Origin of the sequence: Acrocarpospora phusangensis, assembly GCF_016862995.1 — a bacterium.
GTDB classification, from domain to species: Bacteria; Actinomycetota; Actinomycetes; order Streptosporangiales; family Streptosporangiaceae; genus Acrocarpospora; species Acrocarpospora phusangensis.
Window position 1 is genome coordinate 1 of record NZ_BOOA01000068.1, and the last position, 17840, is coordinate 17840.

A 17840-nucleotide genomic window follows, 5' to 3' on the forward strand; every position below is an offset into this window, starting at 1 on the left:
CCTCCGGATGTTCCGGTGGCCCGGAGACTGTCTCCTGCCTCCGGACGTCTGCTGGTCAGGTGGCTGTTTTGTCGGAGACGCCTGCGGAGTCGAAGGTGGCCACGTCGTGCATGACGCGGGCGGCGGCTACGACGAGGGGTTGGGCGAGCAGGCCTCCGGTGCCTTCGCCGAGTCGGAGTTCGAGGTCCACGAGGGGGCGCAGGCCGAGGAATTCGAGTGCGGCCGTGTGTCCTGGTTCGGCGGAGCGGTGGCCGGCGATGCAGTAGCCGATGGCTGGGGGCGCGAGGGCTGCGGCTACCAGGGCTGCCGCTCCTGCGATCACGCCGTCGAGGATGACCGGGACGCGGTGTGCGGCGGCTCCGAGCAGGAAGCCGGCGATGGCGGCGTGTTCGAATCCTCCGACGGCGGCCAGTATGCGCAGGGCCTCGTCTTGGCGGTTGCCGAGTCCGTCGTTTTTCTGCGAGGGCGTCGAGCGCCGGATCGTCTCTTCGCGGTCGGCGGGTTGGGTCTGGCGGTCGGCGGGGTTGGTCTGAGTGGGTGCTGTCAGCGGGACGGAGGAACCACTGTCGGCGGGCGACGTGCGTGGGGCTTCGCGGTCGGCGGGATCGGCCCCGGTCAGCGTGGTCGGGAGCGCGGAAGGGCTGACGGAGGGTGGGGTGAGGAGGGAGTGGATTGTTAGGGAATGGCGGATTATGGCGATTTTGTGGGTGAGGGTGGCGTCGTCGATTCCGGTTCCTCGGCCGGTGATCTCGGCGGGGTCGCGGCCGGTGAAGGCGCAGATCAGGGCGGCTGAGGCGGTGGTGTTGGCGATGCCCATGTCGCCGGTGACGAGGCAGCGGGCGCCGGAGGCGATGAGCGTGGTGGCGGTTTCGATGCCGGAGTCGAGGGCGGTGAGGGCCTGGGATTCCGTCATGGCGGGGCCCTGGGAGAGGTCGGCGGTGCCGTAGCCGGTTTTGTGGATGAGGAGGTTGGGGGCGGGGGGTAGGTCGGAGGCGACTCCGACGTCGATGACGGTGACGGTTATGCCGGCCTGGGCGGCGAAGGTGTTCGCTACTGCGCCGCCGGCGAGGAAGTTGGCCACCATCTGGGTGGTGACTTCTTGGGGCCAGGGGCTGACGCCCTGGGCGTGTACGCCGTGGTCGGCGGCGAAGATGGCGAGGAAGGCGGGGGACGGGAGCGGGGGTGGTGAGACGGCCGCGATTCCGGCGAGTTGTACGGCGACGTCTTCGAGGGCGCCGAGGGAGCCGCGTGGTTTCGTGAGACGGTCCTGGTGCGCCCTCGCTTCGGCCATCGCCGGCGCGTCCAGCGGGGTGATCGCGGCGATGGTCTCGTTCAGTCGGGTACGCGGCACGGGGAGCTCCTCAACGTGTCGGGGACGTGTTCATTGTGGCTTCTACGGCTTTGAGGAAGGCGTCTGAGGTTTCTCGGTCGCGTACGGCGATGCGGATCCAGTCGTTGCCCAAGCCGGGGAATGTGTCGCCGCGGCGAACGGCGAAACCCTTCTCGCGGAGAGGGAGACGGATGTCGGGGAGTCGTACGCAGACGAAGGACGCTCGGGGGTTGGGGACTACGTGGGCGCCTAGTGCTTGTAAGCCCCTGATCAGGTGGGTGCGGTCGAGGGTCAGTTGGTGGGCCCAGGTTTCGGTTTCTGTGAGGGCTTGGGGGGTCATGCAGGCTTGGGCGGCGGCTAGGGCGGGGGTGGAGACTGCCCAGAGGGGTTGGGCTTCTGCGAGGCGGGTGATCGTGGGGGCGTCGGCGAGTATGTAGCCGATTCGGAGGCCGGCCAGGCCCCAGGTTTTGGTGAGGCTGCGGATCACGATCAGGCCTGGTAGGGGGGTGGATGCGAGGGACTCGGGCTCGCCGGGGACGCAGTCGGCGAATGCTTCGTCGATGACCAGGGTGCGGCCTGGGCGGGCTAGGGCTTGGAGGGTTGTCGCTGGGTGTAGGACGGATGTTGGGTTTGTTGGGTTTCCGATCACTACTAGGTCGGCGGATTCGGGGATCAGGGTGGGGTCGAGGGTGAAATCGCCTGACAGGATGATTCGCTGTACCTGGTGTCCCGCGGCCAGTAGGGCTGCTTCTGGTTCGGTGAACTGGGGGTGGACGACTACGGCTTGGCGGGGTTTGAGGACTCGGGCCAGAAGGACGAATGCTTCTGCTGCGCCGGCGGTCAGCAGGACCTCGTCGGGGTTGCGGTCATGTCTCTTGGCGACCGCTGTTCTGGCTTGGTGTCCTGAGGGGTACGCGGCAAGATCGTCCACGGCGTTTCGGATCACCTCGGCGAGCCACATGGGTGGCATGCCCTGGCGGACGTTCACCGCGAGATCCACCAGTCCTGGTGCGACTTCCTGGTCTCCGTGATGCCGTAAATCAACCCACTCTGACATGATCGCGACAGTACGCGACGTATGTCTCATCCCAGCCGGGAGGGGTCGTTTGCTTGATTCCGGTGGATGTCCCACCCACCCACCCTTTTCACGCTGACGCGCAGCCGGATGTGTGATCATGCCCGGCCCAGCCGGACATGTGGCCATGCGCCAACACATCGCCATCGCCTCAGACGTGAGCCAAGCGTCCGGCCGCTCACGTGAGGCCACATTTACGCTTGCACGCAACCGGAATATGCGGCCATGTCCGCCAGCCGGGTGACCAGCGTCTTCAGCCGGCCGTCTTGTTGTCGGATACACCGCCCCCGGGTTTTCGGTCCCAGGCGGACGTATCCAATGGGACTACGCCTCCGGCCGTGCCAACTCAGTTGGGCGACAACGAGGCCCAGCTCAATCCGCCAAGCGGCTTCGTCACATGTCGCACGCACGCCGGTCCGCCAAGCGGCTTCATCACCTGCGCACGCCGATCCGGCAAACGGCCAGAAACGCCGACAACAATGACGAACAAAGAGGCAAAAGAGACAGAACCGCAGAGCTCAGCTTCCCAAGCCCCGATTCGGAGTCCCGTTGCCGTGGTTCACGGATCCGTCCGTGCAGGCCAGAGCTGGGAAGGCTCGCACAAGTGCACCTATGGGGCTAGTCTCCCGGCATGAAGCGATCTCCACTGATCACTCACATCTCTTGGGGCCGCATGGTTGTCGAGGGGGTGGGTGAAGGAAAGGACTTCAAGCTGTACCCGGGCGGTGGTCGAGCCTGGGACTGGAACGAGACGGGTACGCGTCACGATCCAGGCATCCAGCCCGCCGACGTTACCGAACTACTCGACCACGGCGCCGAGGTGGTCGTCCTCTCACGAGGGATGGACTTGGTCCTTCAGACGTGCCCGGAAACCCTGGACTTGCTGAAGCAGAAGGGCATCGAGGTCTTCGCGGAGGAGACGAAGGCCGCGGTTGAGCGTTACAACGCGTTAGCTGAGACGACCCCCGTGGGGGGCCTGTTCCACTCGACATGCTGACCCGCGCAAGCTACGTGCACTGATCACGACAGCACGAGTCATGTGGACGTGCCCGCTGCGTGCCCGTCAGGGTGGTGAATCGAGGATAGTCACGGTGACTCCGGAGCAAAGTTTCACCCGCTCTGAGCTGCTGCGGAGCATGTCAGCCAGTCGCGCGCCGAAATCTTCCAAAGCCGAAATCTTCCAAACTGGTTATGCACCGCTGCACCCGTTCGGCCCGACGATCGCCCTGCTGTGGTCGGGCACCGTCCATCGCTGGGGGCGATCGACGGTCCAGGGTTCGTGCCTCACCCTGGTTCACCGAGAAGCGTGGTCGCGGTAATGCTTCGAGGTCAGCGGCTGCGGCCGGGCCATTAGCCGGGGAGGAGACGGGGCAATCACGGTGACTCAAGGGCTGTGATTAAGGCCTCTACGCTGGAGAGAGGCACGTTGAGGGATGGCGAGCGGTGCAGTTCCCAAGCTGCGCCCAAGCACCCCCGTCATCACACCCGCGTCGGCTCCTCCGAAACAGATGACGCCCGACGCGACCGCGGAAGTCTCTGCACCGCCAGCGCCTGCTGCACCCGCTGCCGCGCGTTCCACTCCGCCGCCTCCGACAGAGCCTCCTCATACCGATCGATCACCACGTCAGCGAGGCCTTCACAATCCCCGATGACCTCGGCGCACCGAATATCGATCCCCTCATGATTCGCCCCATAAGCCAGCGCCTGTGCCCAAATCCGCTCCAGCACTCCCCCCGCGAACAGCAGATACGGCAGCACGATGACCCTCTTCGCCCCCAGCCTCCGGCACCGCTCCAACCCCCCAGGAACCCCCGGCCGGGTCCGCGACACATAAGCCGTCTCCACCGTCAGGTACTCAGCCGCATGCGTCTCCCAGAACAGCCGGGAAACCCGATGCACCTCAGCGTTCACCGACACAGACGTCGACCCGTGCCCGACCAGCACGATCGCGGTCTCAGCCGGAGTGATCCGCTCAGGCTCCTCATCCGTGAGCCGAAACGGCTCAGTGCGTACCAAATGGGGCATATCAGCCTGAGCATCAGCGAGACGCTCGGCGAGAAGCTCGAGGATGCGCGGGTCAGGCCCGAGGGGACGAGCCAGGTTGTACCCGAGCGTGGGGTGGCGCTCCTGCTCCAAAGCGAGAGTGCCGGGAATGTCGCCCAAGGCGATCCGGTCGTAAGTCAAGCTCAGGGGCAGCGCGATCAGGTGGTGGTGGCCGCGGGCCACGAGGGAGGTGATGGAGTCGCTCAGGGGTGGGCGGGCCCGGGTGATGAACCCTCCGGTCACGTCGGCGGCTGTGCCGTCCAGGCGGCACCGGAGCCGGTGTACGAAGCGGCCGAATTCGGCAACGCCTGTCTCATCGTGGGTGCCGTGCCCGATGAGTACCAGCGGCGGTTTCATGTCACCGATCTCCCTGCCTTGTCCGGATCGTGACAATAGCGGACGGTACTGGGCCATGGGGGATCCTTGACCTGTGTTTTAAGGTCGGAGTTCGTCCTGGAGCAGGCTGAAGAGGACGGCGTCGGTGCGTCCGCCCGGGATTGGGAGGCCTTGCCGGAGGATGCCTTCTTCGGTGAATCCGGCTCTGCGGGCGACGGCGCGGCTGCCGGTGTTGCCGGTGGCGATCAGTAACTGGACGCGGGTGTAGCCCTGGGCGAGCAGCCAGCTGGCGACGGTTCGGGTGGCTTCGACGGCGTAGCCCTGGCGGCGGGCCCACGGGGAGACCCAGTAGCCGATCTCGACGTCGCCGCGTTCGGGGTCGGCGCGGTGGACGCCGATGGCGCCGGCCAGGCGTCCGCCGTCGCGGGGTTCGAGGGCGAAGGTGAGGCCGTTGACGCGGTCGGAGTGGGAGAGCCTGGTGCACCAGTCGATGGCGCGTTCGAGGGTGTAGCCGGGCGCCCACGGCATCCAGCGGTTCATCTCGGCGTCGTCCTTGACGGCGGCGAGCAGGTCGAAGGCGTCGCGTTTGGCGAAGGGGCGGAGGATGAGGCGGGTGCTGTCGAGGCGTCCGCCGAAGCTGGGGCCGGTCTCGCCGCGGAGCAGGCCGAAGACGACGACGTCGTGCGGGCCGTCGTCTTCGAAGCCGGCGCCGCGGAGCACGCCTTCCCGGGTGAATCCGGCTTTCTCGGCGACACGGATGGACGCGGAGTTCTCGATCGTGGCCCGGAGTTCGATCCGGCGCAGGCGTGCGGGCCCGAGCGCCCAGTCGGCCAGTCCGCGTACGGCCTCCGGCGCGTAGCCGCGTCCCCGATGCCCGGGATGGATGCCGTACCCCACTTCGGTGATGCCTGTGCCCCAGTGGGTCTTGAACAGGCTGATCGCGCCGATGATGGCACCCGCGGCCTCGATGGCCAGGTGCAAACCCTGTCCGGATTTGCGCAGTTCGTGTACGCCGTGGGCGAGCCACTGCGCGATCCCCGCCACATACCCGGGAGCGCCGGGCGGGAGCGCGGTCGAATGGGTGCCCTCCTGGACGATCGCCCGTACTCGCGCGGCGTCGCCGGGCCCGAAATGCCGCAAGATCAGGCGTTCGGTTTGGATCGTGAGATGTTCATCGAACACGCCCATACGGTACGGCATGGCGTCAGATCGAGATGATCACCTCAAGAGTTCTGGGACCGTGCACGCCTTCGACGCGGTTGAGCTCGATGTCGCTGGTCGCGGACGGGCCGCTGATCCAGGTAAGCGGCCGGGCCGGGTCGAGTCTGGCGATCGCGTCGGGCACGCCGGGCACGATCTGGTCCTCCCGTACGACGCAGAGGTGGTAGTCGGGGACGAGGGTGAGGGCCCGGCGGCCCATGCCGCCGCCCGCGTCGAGCACGATCGTCCCGGTTTCGGCGATCGCGACGGCGCAGGTGGTCACCACGGCGTCCACGGTCGTCAGGTCCTCGACGGCCGACTCGGCCAGCCAGCCGGCGGGGAATCCGCCGGGGACGACGACCTTCTCGGCCGTCCGTCTGGTCAGGGCGTCGCGGATGGCGTCCGGTACGGCCGCCGCCTCGACGACGTGCACCACCGCGCGGTAGTCGCGGACCTTCTCGGCGAAATGCTCGACGATGCCTTCTCTGTCCGCCCCCGTGCCCTGATAGCCACGGGGGATCTCCACGTCGGGCGCGTTCGCGACGGCGGAACGGATCCGGGCGAGGATCACGTCGCGGGAGCTCATCGGGTGCCGCCTTCTGTCCGGTTCCACCAGGCGCGGAAGGAATCTTTGGGGATGTCGGGGAGGTCGCGGGTGTCGGTCCAGCCGGAGAGCGGGCCGGGCAGCCGTTTGGGGACGAGCCTGCGCATGCGTCCCCCGAAGCGCTGGGCGCGGGCGAGCCGTGCCGACCGGTTGAAGACCCAGCCGGCGGCGGCCATGCCCGCCCGTTCCGTACGGGGATGCCGGGCTTTGGCCCGCAGGTCGACGAGGACGGACGGGATGTCGATGGCGACCGGGCACACCTCGTAGCAGGCGCCGCAGAGGGACGACGCGAACGGGAGCGACCGGTCCAGTTCGGTGTCCATGCCCCGCAGCTGCGGCGTGAGGATCGCCCCGATCGGCCCGGGATACACGGATCCGTACGCGTGCCCGCCGGCTCGTTCGTACACCGGGCAGACGTTCAGGCAGGCCGAGCAGCGGATGCAGCGCAGCGCCTGCCGTCCGATCTCGTCCGCGAGCACGTCGGTTCGTCCGTTGTCGAGCAGGACGAGATGGAAATCCTGCCCTTCGACCGACCCTGTCCACATCGAGGTGTACGGATTCATCCGCTCACCCGTGGAACTGCGCGGCAGCAGTTGCAGGAAGACTTCGAGGTCTCGCCAGGTGGGCAGCAGTTTCTCGATGCCCACCACGCTGATCAGGGTCTCCGGGAGCGTGAGGCACATGCGCCCGTTGCCCTCGGATTCCAGCACGACCAGCGTGCCCGACTCGGCAATCATGAAATTCGCGCCGGAAATGGCGACTTTGGCGCGCAGGAATCGTTCCCTGAGATGCAACCGGGCCGCTTCGGCGAGCGCTCGGGGCTCGTCGGTGAGGTCGGGCGGCGCGTCGGGCATGTGCGCCAGGAAAATCTCCCTGATCTCCGCTCGATTGCGGTGAATGGCGGGGACCAGGATATGTGACGGCCAATCATCGCCAAGCTGGACGATCAGCTCGGCGAGGTCGGTCTCGTACGCCTTTATGCCTTCCGCCTCAAGCGCCTCGTTGAGCCCGATCTCCTGCGTGGCCATCGACTTGACCTTGACGACTTCACGCTCGCCGGTGGCTTTGACCAGGCCGGCGACGATCCGGTTGGCCTCCGCGGCGTCCTTGGCCCAGTGGACCGTCCCCCCGGCCGCCGACACCGCCGCTTCGAGTTGGAGGAGGTATTCGTCCAGGTGACGAAGGGTATGATCCTTGATCGCCTTACCGGCCTGCCGCAGTTCCGCCCAATCCGGCAGCTCCCCCACCACCGCGGCACGCTTGCCCCGGATGGTGTGCGTGGCCTTCCGGAGATTGAACCGCAACTGCGAATCCTGTACGGCTTTCGCGGCGTTCTTGGGAAACGACGGCATCCCCACGAATGTCTGGCTCATCGCGCGCCGCCTTCCGTGGCCGCGAGGATCTCGGCCAGATGCATGACCCGGACTCCCGACTTCTGCCGGCTGAGCGTTCCCCCGATATGCATCAGGCAGGAATTGTCCGCCGCACAGAGCACTTCAGCCCCCGTCTTCATGACATTTCCGACCTTGTCGGCGCACATGGCCGCGGAGATATCCCGATTCTTGACCGCGAAAGTCCCCCCGAAACCACAGCACTCCTCCGCCCCCGGCAGTGGCACCAATTCCAGCCCGCGTACCTGCTCCAGCAGCCGGCGCGGCCGGTCCCCCAGGTGGAGCCCTCGCAGCGAATGGCAGGTCGGGTGATAAGTCACCCGGTGCGGGAAATACGCCCCCACATCCGTGACCTCCAGCACGTCCACCAGGAACTCGGAAAGGTCGTAGACCTTCGGCACGACCTCGCCGACCGCCTCCCGCAGCCCCGGCTGCTTCGCCGCCGCACCCGCGGTGACCGCCAGCCGCGGATACTGCTCGCGGATCATCGCGGTGCACGATCCCGACGGCGTCACCACCGCGTCGTACTCGGCGAAGATCTCGGTGAAGTGGCTGGCGAGCCGTACGCCCTCGGCGGGGTAGCCCGTGTTGACGTGCATCTGCCCGCAGCACGTCTGGGCCTGCGGGAACTCCACATCCACCCCGAGCCGGCGCAGCAGCGTGACGACCGCCCGGCCGGTCCCCGGGAAGAGGGTGTCGTTGACACAGGTGATGAACAGCGCGACCCGCACAGGTACTCCCGCAGGTATGGTCAGACCAAATATGGTCAGACCATACACCTATCCCCCTGAGAGGCCCAGGGTGCCGAAACCCACCGGATCCCGAACCTTCGAACAGGTCCTCGCCGAGATCGAGCGGCGGATCACCGCGTCCGGTCTCACCGTGGGCGACCGCCTGCCGGGAGAGCGCCAACTGGCCGAGGAACTCCAGGTCAGCCGCTCCTCGGTGCGCGAGGCGTTCCGCGTCCTGGAGACGCTCGGGCTGGTGGAGGTCCAGGTCGGGCGGGGGCCCAACGCGGGCGCGATCCTCAGCTACGACCCCGGCGCCACGCTCACCGACCTGCTCCGGCTCAACCTCAGGCTGTCCAGCCTGACCATGCGCGAGGTCGTCGACACCCGGCTCATGATCGAGCAGTGGTCCGCGGCGCAGGCCGCCCGGATGCCGGCCGGGCACGACCCGGAGTCCAGCAGGGCCATGGCCGCCGCGCTCGCCGCCATGGACGGCGCCGCCACCCCGGAGGAGTTCGTCCGCCACGACATGGCCTTCCACATCGCGCTCACCGACCGGGCCGGCAACACGCTCAACTCCGCGATCATGCGCGCCCTCAGCATCACCCTCCGCCAGTACGCGACCGAGGCCGTGCACCGCCTCGGCCACACCGCCGACCTGCAGACCGACCACCGCCTCATCCACAGCGCGATCACCGCCGGCTCCGCCGCGGACGCCGCCACCGCGGTCGCGGAGCACCTCGCCCGCGCGTACCCGCCGATCGCGGACGGCCGGGAGGTCCTTCCTTCTTCCGCGTGAATATAGAACGTGTTCTACTACGGTCATGGCGAACGATCTGAGGCTGGGACTCAACCTGGGCTACTGGCAGCGGGACGCGACCGACGCGACCGAACTGGTCCAGACGGCGGAGCGGCTGGGGTACGACTCGGTGTGGACCGCGGAGGCGTACGGCAGCGACGCCTTCACCCCCCTGGCCTGGTACGGCGCCCGTACCAGCAGGATCAAGCTCGGGACCAGCGTGGTCCAGCTGTCGGCCCGCACCCCCGCGGCCACCGCGATGACCGCCATGACCCTGGACCACCTCACCGGCGGACGCCTCCTGCTCGGCGTCGGCGCGTCCGGCCCCCAGGTCGTCGAAGGCTGGTACGGCGTGCCCTTCCCCCGCCCGCTGGCCCGCACCCGCGAGTACGTCGAGATCATGCGCAAGATCTGGCGCCGGGCCGAACCGGTGACCAGCGAGGGTCCGCACTACCCGCTCCCCTACCCGGGCGGGACGAACCTCGGCAAACCCCTCAAGCTCATCACCCATCCGCTCCGCCCGGACATCCCCGTCTACCTCGGCGCGGAAGGCCCCAAGAACGTCGCCCTGGCCGCGGAGATCGCCCAGGGCTGGCTCCCCCTCTTCGTCTTCCCCGAGAAGATCGAATCGATGTACGGCCCGTCCCTGGCGAACGCCGGCCCCGGCTTCGACATCGCCGCCATGGTCCTCGTCGTGGTCACCGACGACCTGCGCGCCGCCCTCGACGGCGTGAAGCTGATGCTCACCCTCTACATCGGCGGCATGGGCGCCAAGTCCCGCAACTTCCACGCCGACATCATCGGACGCATGGGCTACGCCGAGGCCGCGGAGCGCGTCCAGTCCCTCTACCTGGCCGGCCGCCGCGACGAGGCCTTCCACGCCATCCCGGACGAACTGGCCGACGGCATCTCCCTGGTCGGCCCGCTGCCCAGGATCCGGGAGCGCCTGGAGCTGTGGCGCAAGAGCCCGGTCACCAACCTCCTCGTCATGGGCCCCCGGGACGAACCCACCCTGACCCACATCCGCGATCTCGTCCTCGGCTGACGAGGGCAACGCCGGACAGACCGTATATTCCTGGCGTGAAGGTGCTCATCGCCGACGATCAGGAGCTCGTCCGCGCCGGTTTCACCATGATCCTCGACGCCCAGCCGGACATCGAGGTGGTCGCCGCGGTGGCCGACGGCGCGGCCGCGGTGCAGGAAGCCCGGCGGCTGCGCCCGGACGTCTGCCTCCTGGACATCCGCATGCCCAAGCTGGACGGCCTGGAGGTCACCCGCCTGCTGGCCGGCCCCGGCGTGCCCGACCCGCTGCGCGTGGTCATCGTGACCACCTTCGACCTGGACGAATACGTCTACGGCGCGCTCCGCGCGGGCGCCTGCGGCTTCCTGCTGAAGGACAGCGGCCCGGCCCTGCTGGTGGAGGCCGTCCGCGCCGCCGCGGCCGGCGACGCGCTGGTCTCCCCGTCCGTGACCGTACGGCTGCTGGCCCACCTGTCCCGGCCGGTCGCCCCCAGGACGCCCGGCGACGCGCTGACCGAGCGCGAGCTGGACGTGGTGCGCCTGGTGGCCCGGGGACGCACCAACCAGGAGGTGGCGGCGGAGCTGTTCGTGTCGCTCTCCACGGTGAAGACGCATCTCAGCAGCATCCAGGTCAAGCTGGGCGCCCGGAACCGGGTGGAGATCGCGGCGTGGGCCTGGGAATCCGGCGTCATGACCTGACAGCCCGAAGGGCGAGTGGCCGAGCGGCCTGGTTAGCGGAGCCGCCCCCTGGATATCTATGAGGAAGGTTGCCTGGTCAAGCGGCTTTCCGTAGTCGGGCTCCGCGTGGAAGACAGGTGGGGCACGGGCTCGGTGACCGGTCATCGGGGGCGGACCCGCCGGGCCGGGGGGAGAATTCATGCGCTCGCTGCGAAGAGCCGCGACCGGGGTCTACGCCGCCCTCACCGCCCAGGTCGCCGCCCTCGGGGCCCTGGTCCTGTTCGAGGAGGTCCGCGGCCGGCGGCTGGCCCGGGAGATCGCCTCCTTCGACGGCGATCCGTACGCGCCGGGCGCCCGTGAGGTGGTGGGCGCGGTGACCGTGTTCGCCGTCCTCATGATGATCGTCGTGGTCACCACCCTGGTGGCCGCCGCCACCTACCTGGTCTGGCTCCGCCGGGCCCGCGCGTCCTCGTCGGCGACCTCCGTGCTGGCCGCCTGGCTGCTCCCCGGCGTGAACCTGATCGCCCCTCCGCTGCTGGCCGACTGGGCCTGGCAGGACGCCGAGCGCCGGGGCCGTACGCGCTGGCTGGCCCTGCTCACCACCTGGTGGATCAGCTGGCTGGTCGTGCTCTGGATCCTCCTGGTCCGCCTGCCCGGGGCCGAGGGACTGACCGGGCTCGGCCTCACCGAACTGGCGGCGATCGCCTTCGCCGCGCTGCTCTGCGCCGTCACCGTCCGCGAGATCACGATCAGCCACGGCAGAGGCCCGTCGTCCCCGGCCGTGACGCACTTCGGGACGCCGCTGCGGCAGCGGGGACGCGTCCGGGAGCAGAATCCCTGAACGCCGTCAGGGCGTGGGCCCCGAGCTGCCCATGCTCGCGTGCCACAGCACCCGCGGCGGCTCCTTGACCCCCGCCGCCGGGCCGATGTCCGCGTACGGCGAGATGCGGTACCCGTTCTCGTACGTGATCTGACGCCCGCCGACCCCGCCGGCCGAATCCGGACGTTCCGCCAGGACGTCGCGGACCGCCTGGATGCCCTGAGAGCGCCACAACCGGTCCAGGTCGCTCAGGTTCCAGCAGTGCACGGCCCGCATCGAGATCGCCCGCGCGCCGGTGCGCCGGACCACTCCCCGAGCGACCAGCAGCCACGACCCGAAGACCGTGGCCGCCGTGTGGCCCTGCACGGACTCGAAGAAGGTCAGGTCGACCGGCCCGGTGGAGTCGTCCAGGGTGGTGAAGATGACCCGCTGCCCGGACCGCACGGCGGGCGTCTGGGTGGCCACCTTCACCCCGGCGACCAGGATCTCCGCGCCGTTGCGCTGGCGCAGCAGATCCTTGGCCCGGACCACGCCGATCGCGTCGAGCAGCTCGTCGTGGAAACCGATCACGTGCCGGCTCACGTCCATGCCGAGCACGGCCAGCTCCGCCTCCACCGCCTCCGCCTCGGTCATCTCCGGCAGCTCCCCGGGCGTGACCTGCTCGGTGAAGCCCATCGGCAGCTGCACGGCCTGCGCGCTCACCCCCGACCTGGACGCCCGCTCCAGCGCCCCGACCTGCGCGATCAGGTCCCGCCTGGTCAGCCGGCCGGGCCGCCAGCGGGGTTCGCCCGGCCGCAGGCCGTGCACCGCGTCGAACCCGCCCACCTCGACGATGCGCTCGGCCACCGGCCGGGACGGCCGCGCCCGCGCCCAGAAGTCGGCCATCGACGTGTACGGCCGGCCCGCCACCATCCGATCCACCTCGGCCTCGCTGACCCCCTTGATCGCGGAGAACGGCACGCGCAGCCCGTACCCCCGGCCGAACTCCTCGACGCGGGCGGCGCTGGCCCGCGCGTCGTCCGGGCGCGAGGGGCCGAGGTCCTCCCGGCGCACGTTGAGGGTGAGCTTCTCGACCCGCCATTCCCGGTCGGAGTGGTTGACGTCCAGCGGCAGGATCTCGACGCCGCACTGGCGGGCCTCGTCGAGGATCACCCGGTTCGGGTACATGCCGGGCTCGTGCGTCAGCACGCCCGCGAAGAACGCGGCCGTGTGGTGGCGTTTGAGCCAGGCCGACTGGTAGGTGGGCACCGCGAACGCCGCCGCGTGCGCCTTGCAGAAGCCGAACGCGCCGAACGCGTCCAGGATCTGCCACACCTGCTCCACCGTCTCGGCGTCGAACTCGGGCCGCACCCGCAGCTCCCACCAGGACCGCACCCGGCGCCTGCCGTCGGGGCTGGCCAGGGTCCTGCGGATCTTCTCCGCCTCGGAGAGGCCGCACCCGGTCATCGCGTCCACGATCCGCAGCACCTGCTCGTGGAAGACGACCACCCCGTGCGTCTCCAGCAGCGCCTCCCGCAGGGCGGGATGCGGGTAGGAGGGGGCGCGGAAGCCGTGCCGGGACTCCAGGAACGGCGTGACCATGTCCGAGTTGACCGGTCCCGGGCGGAACAGCGAGATGTCCACGATCAGGTCGTGCATGGTCCGCGGCTCCAGCTTGGCGACAAGTTCCCGCTGCCCCGGCGACTCGATCTGGAAGCACCCGAGCGTACGGCTGGCGCGGATCATGTCGTAGGTGGCCTCGTCGTCCCGGGGAACCTCCTCCAGCGCGATCTCCTCCCCGTCCACCCGGCGCACCTCGCTCACCGCGTACGCCAGGGCGGACTGCATGCGCACGCCGAGCACGTCCAGCTTGAGCAGGCCCGCCTCCTCCACGTCGTCCTTGTCGAACTGGGACATCGGAAAGTCCTGGAAGCTGCGCTCGACCGGGGTGCGGTCGCCGAGGCCGGAGTTGCCGATCAGCACGCCGCACGGGTGCAGCGCGATGTGCCTGGGCAGCCCGTCCAGCCGTTCGGCCAGCCGGAACACCGTCTCCAGCGCGCGGTCGCCCAGGCCGCTGCCGCGCAGTTCCGGCAGGTCGTCCAGGGCGGCCCGGATCTGCCTGGCCCGGACGTGCGGGAACGCCTTGGCGATGGCGTCGATCTCGTGCGGCGGCAGGCCCATCGCGGCGCCCACGTCCCGGATGGCGCTGCGCGCCCGGTAGGTCTCCATCATGGAGACGCAGGCGACCCGGGCCGAGCCGTACCGCTCCAGGATGAGGCGGTAGCAGTCCAGGCGGCGGGCGGACTCCACGTCCACGTCGATGTCGGGCAGGCCGACGCGGCCCTCGGAGAGGAACCGCTCCATCAGCAGGCCGTGCTCCAGCGGGTTCACCTCGCCGATCCTGATCAGGTAGTTGACCAGGCTGCCCGCGCCCGAACCGCGGATGGCGCAGCGGATGCCGTTCCCGCGGATCATGTCGGTGATCCCCGCAACCGCCACGAAATATCCGGACAGGTTCTTCCCCTCGATGATCCGCAGTTCGTCCTCCAGGCGCTCCCTGGCCTCCCGCGACCGGTGCAGGCCGCGCTCCAGCAGCCCGTCCCGGCAGCGGTGGCGCAGGAACGGCACCGGATCCATGCCCACCTCCGGCAGGTGCAGGATCGGATGCCGCTCGTTCAGCAGCGGGACGACCTCGACCGGGTTGAGCGCGCAGGACTCGGCCACACGCCGCGTCTCGGCGAGCAGCCGCAGCATCCGGCCCTGGTCGCCGCCGCAGATCCGGGCCGCCACCCGGGCCATCTCCGCGCCGTCCTTGAGGTACGCGTGCGACGACGGCTCCACGTGCCGCCCGTGCAGGGGCACCAGCTTGCGGGCCGCGTCCAGGACGTTGCCGATCTGGTAGTCGGCGGGGTCGAGGTGGCGGACCGCGTTGCCCAGCACGGCGGGCACGCCCAGGTTGTCGGCCAGGGCGAGCAGTCGGGTGGCGGTGGTGGCGTCGCGGTACCCGTACCGGTCGACGAGTTCGACGGCCAGGTGCGGGACGAGGGAGCGCCAGGCGCTGAGCAGGGTCCTGGCCTCGCCGTCGCGGCGGGCGGCCATCGCCTTGCCCACGTCGGAGTCGGGGCCGAGCAGCACGGTCAGCCGTTCGGCCCCGGCCAGCAGCTCCGGCGTGACCGACGGCGCGCCGCGCTCCCCCGCGTGGGCGGCGGTGATCAGGCGGCACAGGTCGCCCCAGCCGTCCGAGCGGGCCAGCACCACGATCCTGGAGGTCCTGGTCTCCTCCTCCGCCGGCGCCAGGGCCAGGTCCACGCCGACGAGGGGGGTGATGCCGGCCGTGTGGCAGGCGCGGACGTGCTTGATCGCGCCGTACAGACCGTCTCTGTCGGTGAGGGCCAGCATGTCCATGCCGTGTTCGGCGGCGCGTTTGACCAGGGCGTCGGGGAACGCCGAGCCGTACCGCAGCGAATAGGCGGAGGCGACGTGGAGGTGGCAGAAGCTGGACTGGAACGGTCCCATCAATCCCACGCCCGGATCAGGAGCCAGGCCTCGCTGGCGGTGTCGAACCGCAGCTCGTAGGTGCCGATCTCGCGCCCGGTCGCGGCTTCGACGCGCCAGAACCGGCGCTCGCCCGGATCGGTCTCGGAGGTCTTCCACCATTCGCGGGCGACCACCCAGTGGTCGAGGATCTGGCGGACGGAATAAAGCCGGTCACGCCAGACGAATCGAGCGGGCTGCCCGTCCCTGACCCACACCTCGATCGGATCGCCATAGAGTCGGCTCACGGTCATTCTCCCTGTGGCTGGCAACTGCCACCCGGGGGAAGACGGGCGGTGCTATATCGAACATATGTTCTCCAGAGATCGAACGCAAGTTCGAGCGGGGGGTTGTCATGCGTGCCATCGTGGTTTCCGCTTACGGCGGATCGTCTGTGCTCGAATACACCGAGGCGCCCGATCCGGTGCCGGGGCCGGGTCAGATCCTGATCGACGTGGCGGCCTCCGGGGTCAACTTCCTGGACGTCTACCACCGGCAGGGCCGCTACCCGCTGCCGCTCCCGCTGGTGCCCGGCTCCGAGGGCGCGGGCACGGTGGCCCAGATCGGCCCCGGCGTCACCGAGGTGGTCGTGGGTGACCGGGTGGGCTGGGTGAACGTGCCCGGGTCGTACGCGGAGAAGGCCGTCATCCCGGCCGCCAAGGCGATCCCGCTGCCCCCGGGCGTCAGCCCCGAGCAGGCCGCCACCGTGCTGCTGCAAGGCCTGACCGCCCACTACCTGACAACCTCGACCTATCAGGTACGGCCCGGCGACACCGTCCTCGTGCACGCCGCCGCGGGCGGGATGGGCCTGCTCCTCACCCAGATGGCCAGACTCCACGGCGCCCGGGTGATCGGCACGGTCTCCACGCCCGAGAAGGAGCGCATGGCCAGGGAGGCCGGCGCGGACGAGGTGTTCGGGTACGACGACTTCGCGGCCAAGGTCCGCGGGCTCGTGCCGGAGGGCCTGCCGGTGGTCTACGACGGCGTCGGCGCGGCCACCTTCGACGGCTCGCTGGCCTGCGTACGCCCCCGCGGCCTGCTCGCCGTGTACGGCGCCGCCAGCGGCCCGGTCCCCCCGTTCGACCTGCAACGGCTCAACCAGGCCGGGTCGGTCTTCCTGACCAGGCCGTCGATGGCGCCGTACATCGCCACCCGGGAGGAGCTCCTGGGCCGGGCCACCGACGTGCTCGGCTGGGTCGCCGCCGGGCAGCTCAGCGTGCACGTGCACGCCCGGATGCCGCTGGCGGAGGCCGCCCGCGCCCACGACGACCTGGAAGGGCGCAGGACCGTGGGCAAGCTGCTCCTGATCACCTAGAAGAGCTGGGCCGGCCAGTCCAGGAGCCGCGCGCCGAGCACGGCCGTCTCCAGGGTGAACCGCTGGGTCGGGTCCTCCGGGGAGAACCCGGTCAGCCGGCGCACCCGCTCCAGGCGGTAGGTCACCGCCCGCGTGCTGATGCCCAGCCGTCGGGCGGCGGCCGACTGGTTGCCCTGGGCCGCGAAGACCTGCTCCAGCGTGTCCAGCAGCGGCTCGGGGCCGCCGCGGGCGTCCAGCAGCGGGCTGAGCACGCTGGCGACCAGGTCCTCGATGGCCGCCCTGTCGCGCAGCAGCACCGGGAAGACCAGCAGGTCGGCGGCCTTCAGCACGGGCGCGCGTAAGCCCAGCCGGTCGCCCAGGTCGATCGCGTTGCTGGCCTCCCGGTAAGAGGTGACCACCCCGCCGGGGCCCCGGTGGGCGCGGCCGACGCCGATCCGCCAGCCGGGGTCGAGCCGGGAGCGCACATGGTGGGTGAACTCGCCGGCCGCGGCCACCAGGGTGCCGGGCACCACGCAGACGAGCAGGCCGTCCCGGACCGCGACCAGGATGTTGTGGGAGCCGAACCGGGCGATCAGCTCCCGCTCGATCGTCCCGGCCACCGCGTCGGGCGAGCCGGCCACCGGCCGTGCCACGGCCACCACGTACGACTCGGCCAGCCGCAGCCCGAAATGCTCCGCCCGCTCGGCCAGGCGTTCGGCCCGGCCCTGGAGCAGGTCGTCGACGAACTCTCTGCGGGCGGTCTCCTCCGAGCGCAGGGCCAGGCGCTGGGCGGCCTCGTACCCCTCGATGAGCGCGGAGACGACGCGGCGCAGCGCGGGCAGCACGGCGGGGGCGGCCAGGTCCTCGGCCTCGCGCAGCGCGGCGTCCACCAGCGTCCGCAGCGGCACGCCCTGCTCGGCGGCTTCCGCCCCCGCCGCGCGGCACTCGTCCAGCCTCGCCCGGTCCGGTAACCGGCCGGGCGTCTCGCCGAGCAACCCGGCCATCGGAT

The 17840-nt window shown here is 69.9% G+C and carries 16 protein-coding genes; 6 read left to right on the forward strand and 10 right to left on the reverse strand.

Features of this window, described 5'->3' with window-relative positions; translation table 11 throughout:
* Positions 1-55 precede the first annotated feature (55 nt).
* Together Aph01nite_RS31075 and cobC are read right to left on the reverse strand one after the other, a co-directional pair.
* On the reverse strand, positions 56-1351 hold the full coding sequence (locus Aph01nite_RS31075; RefSeq protein WP_239162115.1) for a nicotinate-nucleotide--dimethylbenzimidazole phosphoribosyltransferase: 1296 nt from the start codon (positions 1349-1351) through the stop codon (positions 56-58).
* A gap of 10 nt (positions 1352-1361) precedes the next feature.
* Entirely contained in the window at positions 1362-2387 is a 1026-nt protein-coding gene (gene cobC, locus Aph01nite_RS31080; protein WP_204044597.1) for an Rv2231c family histidinol phosphate aminotransferase CobC, read from the reverse strand.
* A gap of 649 nt (positions 2388-3036) precedes the next feature.
* Between cobC and Aph01nite_RS31085 the strand changes: the two genes are divergently transcribed.
* Positions 3037-3402 carry an Mth938-like domain-containing protein gene (locus tag Aph01nite_RS31085; RefSeq protein WP_204044598.1) on the forward strand — a complete coding sequence of 122 codons (366 nt, stop codon included), beginning with the start codon at positions 3037-3039 and terminating at the stop codon, positions 3400-3402.
* Positions 3403-3884: 482 nt separating this feature from the next.
* On the opposite strand, the gene Aph01nite_RS31090 is transcribed toward Aph01nite_RS31085, so the two are convergent.
* From Aph01nite_RS31090 to Aph01nite_RS31110, 5 genes are all read right to left on the reverse strand, one after another.
* Positions 3885-4805, reverse strand: coding sequence for a sirohydrochlorin chelatase (locus Aph01nite_RS31090; RefSeq protein ID WP_204044599.1), 921 nt, complete (start codon positions 4803-4805; stop codon positions 3885-3887).
* A 78-nt stretch (positions 4806-4883) separates the two neighbouring features.
* A complete protein-coding gene (locus tag Aph01nite_RS31095; RefSeq protein WP_204044600.1) occupies positions 4884-5966 on the reverse strand; it encodes a GNAT family N-acetyltransferase in 1083 nt (360 codons plus the stop codon).
* A gap of 22 nt (positions 5967-5988) precedes the next feature.
* Complete coding sequence (locus tag Aph01nite_RS31100; RefSeq protein ID WP_204044601.1) at positions 5989-6570, reverse strand: LutC/YkgG family protein; 582 nt, start codon at positions 6568-6570, stop codon at positions 5989-5991.
* A complete protein-coding gene (locus Aph01nite_RS31105; protein ID WP_204044602.1) occupies positions 6567-7961 on the reverse strand; it encodes a lactate utilization protein B in 1395 nt (464 codons plus the stop codon). The genes Aph01nite_RS31100 and Aph01nite_RS31105 overlap by 4 nt, the downstream gene beginning before the upstream one ends.
* Positions 7958-8710, reverse strand: coding sequence for a (Fe-S)-binding protein (locus Aph01nite_RS31110; protein WP_204044603.1), 753 nt, complete (start codon positions 8708-8710; stop codon positions 7958-7960). The genes Aph01nite_RS31105 and Aph01nite_RS31110 overlap by 4 nt, the downstream gene beginning before the upstream one ends.
* Before the next feature lie 70 nt (positions 8711-8780).
* Between Aph01nite_RS31110 and Aph01nite_RS31115 the strand changes: the two genes are divergently transcribed.
* The 4 genes from Aph01nite_RS31115 to Aph01nite_RS31130 all read left to right on the forward strand — a co-directional run bounded on the left by Aph01nite_RS31115 (position 8781) and on the right by Aph01nite_RS31130 (position 12045).
* Positions 8781-9506 carry a FadR/GntR family transcriptional regulator gene (locus Aph01nite_RS31115; RefSeq protein WP_239162116.1) on the forward strand — a complete coding sequence of 242 codons (726 nt, stop codon included), beginning with the start codon at positions 8781-8783 and terminating at the stop codon, positions 9504-9506.
* A gap of 25 nt (positions 9507-9531) precedes the next feature.
* Positions 9532-10551: an LLM class F420-dependent oxidoreductase gene (locus Aph01nite_RS31120; RefSeq protein WP_204044605.1), complete on the forward strand. Its 1020-nt coding sequence runs from the start codon at positions 9532-9534 to the stop codon at positions 10549-10551.
* Positions 10552-10592: 41 nt separating this feature from the next.
* A complete protein-coding gene (locus Aph01nite_RS31125; RefSeq protein ID WP_204044627.1) occupies positions 10593-11225 on the forward strand; it encodes a response regulator in 633 nt (210 codons plus the stop codon).
* Positions 11226-11403: 178 nt separating this feature from the next.
* A complete protein-coding gene (locus Aph01nite_RS31130; RefSeq protein ID WP_204044606.1) occupies positions 11404-12045 on the forward strand; it encodes a hypothetical protein in 642 nt (213 codons plus the stop codon).
* Positions 12046-12051: 6 nt separating this feature from the next.
* Here Aph01nite_RS31130 and Aph01nite_RS31135 read toward each other — a convergent pair whose 3' ends face one another.
* Both Aph01nite_RS31135 and Aph01nite_RS31140 read right to left on the reverse strand, forming a co-directional pair.
* Positions 12052-15519 (reverse strand): DNA polymerase III subunit alpha, encoded by a 3468-nt coding sequence (locus Aph01nite_RS31135; RefSeq protein ID WP_204044628.1) that lies wholly within the window; start codon positions 15517-15519, stop codon positions 12052-12054.
* The gene (locus Aph01nite_RS31140; RefSeq protein ID WP_204044607.1) at positions 15519-15785 is read right to left on the reverse strand and encodes a DUF6504 family protein; all 267 of its coding nucleotides are present in this window, start codon (positions 15783-15785) and stop codon (positions 15519-15521) included. The genes Aph01nite_RS31135 and Aph01nite_RS31140 overlap by 1 nt, the downstream gene beginning before the upstream one ends.
* 107 nt (positions 15786-15892) lie before the next feature.
* On the opposite strand from Aph01nite_RS31140, the gene Aph01nite_RS31145 reads away from it, so the two are divergent.
* Positions 15893-16852, forward strand: a complete 960-nt coding sequence (locus Aph01nite_RS31145; RefSeq protein ID WP_204044608.1) for a quinone oxidoreductase family protein — start codon at positions 15893-15895, stop codon at positions 16850-16852.
* Here the strand turns inward: Aph01nite_RS31145 and Aph01nite_RS31150 are convergent.
* Positions 16849-17835: a PucR family transcriptional regulator gene (locus tag Aph01nite_RS31150; RefSeq protein WP_204044609.1), complete on the reverse strand. Its 987-nt coding sequence runs from the start codon at positions 17833-17835 to the stop codon at positions 16849-16851. The two genes, Aph01nite_RS31145 and Aph01nite_RS31150, sit on opposite strands and share 4 nt — an antisense overlap.
* Positions 17836-17840: the final 5 nt, after the last annotated feature.

Bases quoted from the DNA above. Each gene is read 5' to 3' on its own strand.
- Aph01nite_RS31135 (WP_204044628.1), bottom strand. From the start codon at position 15,519: ATGGGACCGTTCCAGTCCAGCTTCTGCCACCTCCACGTCGCCTCCGCC.
- Aph01nite_RS31100 (WP_204044601.1), bottom strand. From the start codon at position 6,570: ATGAGCTCCCGCGACGTGATCCTCGCCCGGATCCGTTCCGCCGTCGCG.
- cobC (WP_204044597.1), bottom strand. From the start codon at position 2,387: ATGTCAGAGTGGGTTGATTTACGGCATCACGGAGACCAGGAAGTCGCA.
- Aph01nite_RS31085 (WP_204044598.1), top strand. From the start codon at position 3,037: ATGAAGCGATCTCCACTGATCACTCACATCTCTTGGGGCCGCATGGTT.
- Aph01nite_RS31130 (WP_204044606.1), top strand. From the start codon at position 11,404: ATGCGCTCGCTGCGAAGAGCCGCGACCGGGGTCTACGCCGCCCTCACC.
- Aph01nite_RS31145 (WP_204044608.1), top strand. From the start codon at position 15,893: ATGCGTGCCATCGTGGTTTCCGCTTACGGCGGATCGTCTGTGCTCGAA.
- Aph01nite_RS31150 (WP_204044609.1), bottom strand. From the start codon at position 17,835: ATGGCCGGGTTGCTCGGCGAGACGCCCGGCCGGTTACCGGACCGGGCG.
- Aph01nite_RS31105 (WP_204044602.1), bottom strand. From the start codon at position 7,961: ATGAGCCAGACATTCGTGGGGATGCCGTCGTTTCCCAAGAACGCCGCG.
- Aph01nite_RS31090 (WP_204044599.1), bottom strand. From the start codon at position 4,805: ATGAAACCGCCGCTGGTACTCATCGGGCACGGCACCCACGATGAGACA.
- Aph01nite_RS31120 (WP_204044605.1), top strand. From the start codon at position 9,532: ATGGCGAACGATCTGAGGCTGGGACTCAACCTGGGCTACTGGCAGCGG.